Below are 7,097 nucleotides of genomic sequence, written 5' to 3'. Positions count from 1 at the left end.
CCACAGCCGCCCGCGTCCCGGCAGCGTGCTGCCGACCGTGTCGTCCGGCAGGCTGGCGGGGTCGCGCGGATCGTGGCGCAGCATGTCCACGCGGCCGCTCTCCGGATCGAGGTGCAGGATGCCGCCGCCGGTCGTGCCCAGCCACAGGCGGCCGGCGGCGCCGACGGCGATGCTGCGGATCTTGCGCGCACTGCGCGGGTCCGCGACCTGCCCCGGCAACAGCGCGAAGCGGGAAAAACCGCCGCTGGCGAGGTCCGCGCGATTGACGCCGCCGAACATCGTGCCCGCCCACAGCGTCCCCGTGCGGTCGACCCAGATCGACATGACGCGGTTGTCGGACAGCGTGTGGCGGTCGAGGGGCTGGCTGGTGTAGCCGATGAAGCGCCCGGTCGTGGGGTCGCGCCATTTGAGGCCGTCGAGTTCCGTGCCCACCCACAGCGTGTTGCCCTGGTCGTGGTACAGCGACTGCACGCGGCCGTCGTTCATGCCTTCGTCGGCGCCGACATGGTGGCGCCGCGGCGCACCCTGGCCGATGCGCCACGCTTCCAGGCCGGCGTCGGTGCCGATCCACAGCGTGTCGCGCGGGCCCATCGACAGCGCGACGACCGCATTGCGCTTGCCGGCGTCGATGTCGTAATGCGCGAAGCGCGCGGCGCCCGCCGGCAGGTGGTCGAGACCGACGCCGGTGCCGATCCACAGGCCGCCGCGCGGATCGAGGGCGAGCGCGGTGACGCGGTCGTCGCGCAGGCTGCCGGGATCCTGGCCGTCGTGGCGCAGCGTGCGTAGCGTGCCGGTTGCCGGATCGACGTGCACGATGCCGTCGCTGGTGCCGACCCACAGGCCGTTGGCGCCATCGCCGATGATCGCGGTGACGGCGCTGTTGCGCGCATTGCGTTCCGTGCCGGCCAGCAGCGGCAGGCGAATGAACTTGCGGCTCGCGGGATCGAACCGTGCGAGCCCGCCGCGCGTGCCGAACCACAGCCGGTTCTGGCCATCCTCGTACGCGGCCTGCACGTAGTTGTCGGCCAGGCTGGACGGGTCGTTGGGGTCGTTGCGGAAGACCTGGTTGCGGTAGCCGTCGAAGCGGTTCAGGCCTGCCTGCGTGCCGAACCATATGAAGCCGTCGTGATCCTGCAGGATCGCGAGGACGGATTCCTGCGACAGCCCTTCTTCCAGCCCGATGCGCTCGAAACGCAGGCTGCGCGGGCCGCCCGCCAGCGCCAGCGTGCACACGCAGGCCAACAGCAGGCCGCACAGCATGCGCCGCAGCGCTTGGTTGACGAATGGGAAGGGTTCGGGTTTCCAGGACACCTGGGCTAATCTACCAGAACCCCAAAAAATGTTGAAAGAAATTAAGACTTCCTCATTCGTCATGCCACTGCTATAATGCGTGCATCGGGCGGCTGTAGCTCAGCTGGATAGAGTACTTGGCTACGAACCAAGGGGTCGTGGGTTCGATTCCTGCCAGCCGCACCAAGTTATACGAAAGGCCAGATCGCAAGATCTGGCCTTTTCCATTGGTCGTTCCCATTTGCTGCTGTACATCTCATCATGTCCGACCAGCTCATCATCCGCCCTCTCGATCCCCAGGACCTCGCCGGCTGGCGCCCGCTGTGGGACGGCTATAACGCCTTCTACGGACGCAGCGGCCCCACGGCCCTTCCCGAATCCATCACGCAAGTCACGTGGCACCGGTTCTTCGATCCAGCGGAGCCCGTGCACGCGCTGGTCGCGGAAAGCGCAGGCCACATCGTGGGTCTTGCCCATTACATCTTTCATCGCAGCACGACGCGGCTGCATGACGTCTGTTACCTGCAAGACCTGTTCACCACACCCGACAGGCGCGGACTGGGCGTCGGCAGGCAGTTGATCGAAGCCGTCTACGACAAGGCGCGCGCGGCCGGCAGTTCGCGCGTGTACTGGCAAACGCACACGGACAACGCAGCCGGGCGCGCCCTCTACGACAAGGTCGCGCGGCACCTGGGCTTCATCGTCTATGCGCACGAATTGTGACGGCTTTGCCAAACACGCTTTTCCAAACAATAATCCGCTGCTATAATGCGTGCCTCGGGCGGCTGTAGCTCAGCTGGATAGAGTACTTGGCTACGAACCAAGGGGTCGTGGGTTCGATTCCTGCCAGCCGCACCAGCTTATACGAAAGGCCAGATCGCAAGATCTGGCCTTTTTCATTTCGCGCTCCCCTCTTCCCCGTCCGGCTGCGCGGTCCCGACCCGGATGCCCCGCCGTGCCAGCGCCTCGCGCAGCAGGAATTCGATCTCCGCGTTCACGCTGCGCAGATCGTTGGCAGCCAGCCGCTGCAGTTGCTCCCACAACGCGGGGTCGATCCGCAGCGGATAGGACTTCTTGCCGGGACTTGCCATCGACGCACCGCCTCAGTTGTACAGGGTGCCCGCATTGATGATGGGCTGCGCGTCGCGGTCCGAGCACAGCACGACCAGCAGGTTGCTGACCATCGACGCCTTGCGTTCCGCATCGAGCTCGACGATCTCGCGCTCGGCCAGGCCTTTCAATGCATCTTCCACCATCGTGACGGCGCCATGCACGATGCGGGCGCGCGCACTGATGATCGCCTGCGCCTGCTGGCGGCGCAGCATCACCTGGGCGATCTCGGGGGCGTAGGCCAGGTGCGTCAGCTTCGCATCCAGGGTTTCGACGCCCGCCGCCTCGAAGCGCGCCGTCAGTTCCGCGCTGAGCGCGTGCGCCACTTCCGCCGCGCCGCCGCGCAGTGTCGTTTCGCCCGGCGCGAGGTCCTCGCCTTCGTCGTACGCATATTGCGCGGCCAGGTGGCGCAGCGCAGCCTCGGCCTGCACGCTGACGTAGCGCTCGAAATCGTCGACCTCGAACAGCGCCTGCGCCGTATCGCGCACGCGCCAGACGACGGCGGCGGCCAGTTCGACCGGATTGCCCCGCTTGTCGTTGACCTTCAGCGTGGACATGTTGAGGTTGCGCGCCCGCACGGTCAGCTTGCGCTTGCGATACAGCGGGAACGCCCAGCGCAGGCCCTCGCCGCGGTCCGTGCCCACGTAGCGGCCGAACAAGGTCAGCACGGCCGTCTCGTTCGGCTGCAGCATGTACAGCCCTGCGCACATGAACACGCCGGCAAGGACGAGCGCAATGCCGGCCAGCGCCGCCCCGCCCGCCATGCTGCCCAGGATGGACAGGTGGACCAGCCAGGCGCCGGCCAGGACGGCGAGGATGCCGCCGCCCAGCGCGAGGTAGCCATTCATCGAAGCGAGCGGTATTTCCTGACGAGTGAGTGCAGACATGCCGGATCCCATGAGGTTATATGAAAGTGATATCACTTTAAGATCACCTTTCCGCGTTGTCAAGCATGCCGTTTTGTCATTCGCGGCAAGCCTGCTATAATGCGTGCCTCGGGCGGCTGTAGCTCAGCTGGATAGAGTACTTGGCTACGAACCAAGGGGTCGTGGGTTCGATTCCTGCCAGCCGCACCAACTCATTACGAATGGCTCATAAAACGCGTTGCGGTTTATGAGCCATTTTTCATTGATACGTGCCGTTCTGCGACGTTTTCCGTCTTTTCTGTCTTTGCCGTTTTCCCGGACGCGCGCCGTCTCGTCCCGTTCAATTCCATCGCGCAATATTCCTGGCATTGCAGCGCTGCCTTTATCCGATCTCGCCGGAAATGAATATTCCATTGCGGCGATCTATTTCACCGTTTCGTTCTCTCTTTCTTTAGATCACTTGATTACAGTCAACTATTTCTGTCGAATAAATTTACATCGATCTTTTTTAACCAAGAGTTTTTAAATTAAATCGCTGTAAACACGGAATTTCAATTCTCTGGCACGGTCATTGCAACATTAAATATTGCATTACCGTTCATCCGAAACCAGGGAGAAATCATGTTCCGCACTAATCTTTTAAAAGCCAGCGTAGCCTGCTCCATTCTCTTCGCCGCACAAGGCGCATATGCCACCACGGTATCGTGTACGAGCATATCGCCCGCCTACGATATCTCGGGCAAAGTCAGCAATACCAGTAATTGCGCGATTCTCTCGCCAATCAGCGACAACCTGAATGACAACGATCTCTCCACCATCAACTCCGGCGGCTTCTTCAGCATCTCGGACTGGGTGTTCGACGGGAAGTACGACGACATGGACTCTACCGGAGGCAACGACACCTCGGCACTGTTCAACTTCACCGGCAACAACGTGTCGGGCACCTACATCTACGCCGGCGGCTCCCCCGCACCGCAGGACGTGTTGCTGATCTTCAAGGACGGCGACAATACCAACCTGGTCGGGTATCTGCTGAAGACGCCCTATGGCGGCACTTATTCGCGGCCTTTCACCGATCCGCCGTTCCCGCTGAATGGCGCATCGACCGTCCACAACATCTCGCACATCTCGGTGTATTACCGGAATGGCGACGGATCGGGCGATTCCGGCGGCGGCGAAGTGCCGGAACCCGCGACACTGGCCATTATCGGCCTCGGCCTGCTCGGCATGGCCAAATTGCGCCGCAAAGGCTGATTTTTCAGCCCGCATTCCTCGTTCATTTCAAGGCCCACCGACCGGTGGGCTTTTTTTATTCCGCACTCATAAATCATCCCGCCTTAACTGCAAGTTACTTTCCTTGTTTTTAATTGTTTCGTTTTTTCCGACTCCCCTTTTTTCATTCCAAATGTATTAACTTCGTTATCACACCCATTTCACTTTCGATATTGAACTGTTGCGACCACGCAATTAGTTCCCAATACGCTTACACATTCTTTCCATTTAGCAGTACATTTATCCCGGGAAACGATTATGATTTCCCGAAACAGCTGAACGCTGCTTATTGAAAAGGGCAAAGCCCGCGAAAGCGGGTGACGCAAAGTCAACGGTCTAACGAGCTCAGGCTCCAGGACGGCAGGACTGCCAGATGCCAGCTTTCGATACAGGCCCTCGCCTGTCGCGACAGAACGTCATTGCGCACGATCCTGCCCATTTTTATCTCAAGGAATCGTACGTGATGAAGTCCGCACACACCTCCCTCAGCCTGCTGCCGATGTTGATCGCCAGCACCCTTTCCATCGGTGCCGCACAGTCCGCCCTCGCCGCGCAAGACGCCGGCTATGCGCGCGGCCGCATCCTGGTCGAGGCGCGCCCGGGTCTGTCGGACGCGGCCCTGGATCGCATCCTCAAGGAACACGGCGGCAAGCGCCGCAAGGTCGGACAAAGCCGCCTGCAAATCGTCGACCTGCCCGCCAACGCGTCGGAAGTGGCCGTCGTCGCGAAGCTGGCGCACCGCCCCGAACTCAAATTCGCGGAACTCGACCGCATCGTGCCGGCCGCCATGGCCGTGACCGACCCGTATGCCGGCAGCGAGTGGCACCTGAACAAGATCGGCGCGACCAGCGCGTGGGACAGCTCCCTCGGCCGCGGCGTGACGATCGCAGTGCTCGACTCGGGCGTGAACGTCAACCACCCCGACCTCAAGGACCGCCTCGTGGCGGGCTATAACGTCTACGGCGGCAACTCCGACTTGACGGACGTCTGCGGGCACGGCACTGCCGTCGCCGGCACGGCGGCAGCCACGTCCAACAACGCGGCCGGCGTGGCCGGCATCGCGGGCGCGGCCAGCATCATGCCCCTGCGCATCGCCTACAGCGACAGCACCGGATGCCACGCCTACTTCAGCACGATCGCCAGCGGCATCACCTATGCGACCGACCACGGCGCCCGGATCGCGAACATCAGCTACACCGGCATCGCCGGCAGCTCCGCCATCCTCAGCGCGGCCCGCTACATGAACAGCAAGGGCGGCCTCGTGTTCGTTTCCGCCGGCAATAACAACGTCGACGAGAACGTGGCGCCCGATCCGGCGCTGGTCGTCGTGTCGGCGACCGACAGCAACGACGCCAAGGCCAGCTTCTCGAGCTGGGGCAGCTTCGTCACCATCGCGGCGCCGGGCACGAATATCTGGACGACGAACAATTCCCTCGGCTATTCGGCATGGAACGGCACGTCGTTCTCGGCCCCGGTCACCGCCGGCGTCGCCGCGCTGATGATGGCGGCCCGTCCCGATCTGGGCGGCGACACGATCCAGTCGCTGCTGTACTCGACGGCCGTCGATCTCGGCGCGGCCGGCCGCGACCCCGTGTTCGGCTATGGCCGCGTGGATGCCGCCACCGCCCTGCGTGCCACCGTGGCGTACCAGGCGCCGGTCGATACGACCGCCCCGCTCGCATCGATCGCCGCGCCGCTGGCGAGCAGCTCGGTCGCCGGCCTCGTCGGCGTCTCCGTGAATGCCGGCGACAACGTGGGCCTGGCACGCGTCGACCTGAAGGTCAACGGCACCGTGGTCGCCACCGATACCGCCGCGCCGTACAGCTTCAGCTGGGACTCGACCGGCGTCGCGAACGGCATGGCCAGCCTGGTCGCCGTCGCCTATGATGCCGCGGGCAACGCCGGCCAGTCCGCCGCCGTCGCCGTCAACGTCGCCAACAGCGTGACGACGGTCAGCAAGGACACGACGCCGCCTGTCGTCGCCATCGGCAATCCAGTGGCGGGTGTGGTCAACGGCAACGTCGCGGTCTCGGTCAACGCGACGGACGACGCGGGCGCCGCCGGCATCAAGACGACGCTCGTCATCGACGGCCAGACGAAGGCCCAGGGCACGGGCGGCACGCTCGGCTATAACTGGAACACGCGCAAGGCCGCTGCCGGCCAGCACACCATCACCGCGACGGCGCGCGATGCCGCGGGCAATACGAGCAGCACGTCGGTCACCGTGACGACGAAGTGATCTAGGATTTGCCAAAAGGAAAAAGTCGGCTATAATGCCGGCCTCGGGGCGGCTGTAGCTCAGCTGGATAGAGTACTTGGCTACGAACCAAGGGGTCGTGGGTTCGATTCCTGCCAGCCGCACCAACTTATACGAAAGGCCAGATCGCAAGATCTGGCCTTTTTCTTTATCTTCGCGGATTTCTGCCGAACCGGCATCATTGCCCTTTGCGAAACCGCGATTCGCCGCTATAATGCGTGCCTCGGGCGGCTGTAGCTCAGCTGGATAGAGTACTTGGCTACGAACCAAGGGGTCGTGGGTTCGATTCCTGCCAGCCGCAC

6 protein-coding genes, 5 tRNA genes and 1 riboswitch are annotated in these 7,097 nt (G+C 63.2%); of the genes, 8 read left to right on the top strand and 3 right to left on the bottom strand.

Annotation, left to right across the window (positions count from 1 at the left end; genetic code table 11):
• A partial coding sequence (locus tag ACEN88_RS20885; RefSeq protein ID WP_413342624.1) for a two-component regulator propeller domain-containing protein occupies positions 1 to 1,311 on the bottom strand: 1,311 nt, incomplete at its 3' end.
• A gap of 88 nt (positions 1,312 to 1,399) precedes the next feature.
• Between ACEN88_RS20885 and ACEN88_RS20880 the strand changes: the two genes are divergently transcribed.
• From ACEN88_RS20880 to ACEN88_RS20870, 3 genes are all read left to right on the top strand, one after another.
• Positions 1,400 to 1,476, top strand: a tRNA-Arg gene (locus ACEN88_RS20880).
• 75 nt (positions 1,477 to 1,551) lie between these two features.
• A complete protein-coding gene (locus tag ACEN88_RS20875) occupies positions 1,552 to 2,013 on the top strand; it encodes an N-acetyltransferase family protein (protein ID WP_413342622.1) in 462 nt (153 codons plus the stop codon).
• Positions 2,014 to 2,071: 58 nt separating this feature from the next.
• Positions 2,072 to 2,148 (top strand) — tRNA-Arg (locus ACEN88_RS20870).
• Positions 2,149 to 2,186: 38 nt separating this feature from the next.
• Here ACEN88_RS20870 and ACEN88_RS20865 read toward each other — a convergent pair.
• Positions 2,187 to 2,381, bottom strand: a complete 195-nt coding sequence (locus ACEN88_RS20865) for a hypothetical protein (RefSeq protein ID WP_413342620.1) — start codon at positions 2,379 to 2,381, stop codon at positions 2,187 to 2,189.
• 12 nt (positions 2,382 to 2,393) lie between these two features.
• Positions 2,394 to 3,287 carry an SPFH domain-containing protein gene (locus tag ACEN88_RS20860; protein ID WP_413342618.1) on the bottom strand — a complete coding sequence of 298 codons (894 nt, stop codon included), beginning with the start codon at positions 3,285 to 3,287 and terminating at the stop codon, positions 2,394 to 2,396.
• 112 nt (positions 3,288 to 3,399) lie between these two features.
• Between ACEN88_RS20860 and ACEN88_RS20855 the strand changes: the two genes are divergently transcribed.
• From ACEN88_RS20855 to ACEN88_RS20835, 5 genes are all read left to right on the top strand, one after another.
• Positions 3,400 to 3,476 (top strand) — tRNA-Arg (locus tag ACEN88_RS20855).
• Positions 3,477 to 3,887: 411 nt separating this feature from the next.
• On the top strand, positions 3,888 to 4,520 hold the full coding sequence (locus tag ACEN88_RS20850; RefSeq protein WP_413342616.1) for a PEP-CTERM sorting domain-containing protein: 633 nt from the start codon (positions 3,888 to 3,890) through the stop codon (positions 4,518 to 4,520).
• Positions 4,521 to 4,825: 305 nt separating this feature from the next.
• Positions 4,826 to 4,912, top strand: a riboswitch (cyclic di-GMP riboswitch).
• 89 nt (positions 4,913 to 5,001) lie between these two features.
• Positions 5,002 to 6,777, top strand: coding sequence for a S8 family serine peptidase (locus tag ACEN88_RS20845; RefSeq protein WP_413342626.1), 1,776 nt, complete (start codon positions 5,002 to 5,004; stop codon positions 6,775 to 6,777).
• 48 nt (positions 6,778 to 6,825) lie between these two features.
• Positions 6,826 to 6,902 (top strand) — tRNA-Arg (locus tag ACEN88_RS20840).
• 120 nt (positions 6,903 to 7,022) lie between these two features.
• Positions 7,023 to 7,096: transfer RNA gene (locus ACEN88_RS20835), tRNA-Arg, on the top strand.
• The last annotated feature ends 1 nt before the right edge of the window (position 7,097 follow it).

This window comes from Massilia sp. CT11-108 (assembly GCF_047302915.1).
GTDB lineage: Bacteria > Pseudomonadota > Gammaproteobacteria > Burkholderiales > Burkholderiaceae_D > Telluria > Telluria orientalis.
This window is presented reverse-complemented; position numbering and strand designations above follow the sequence as displayed.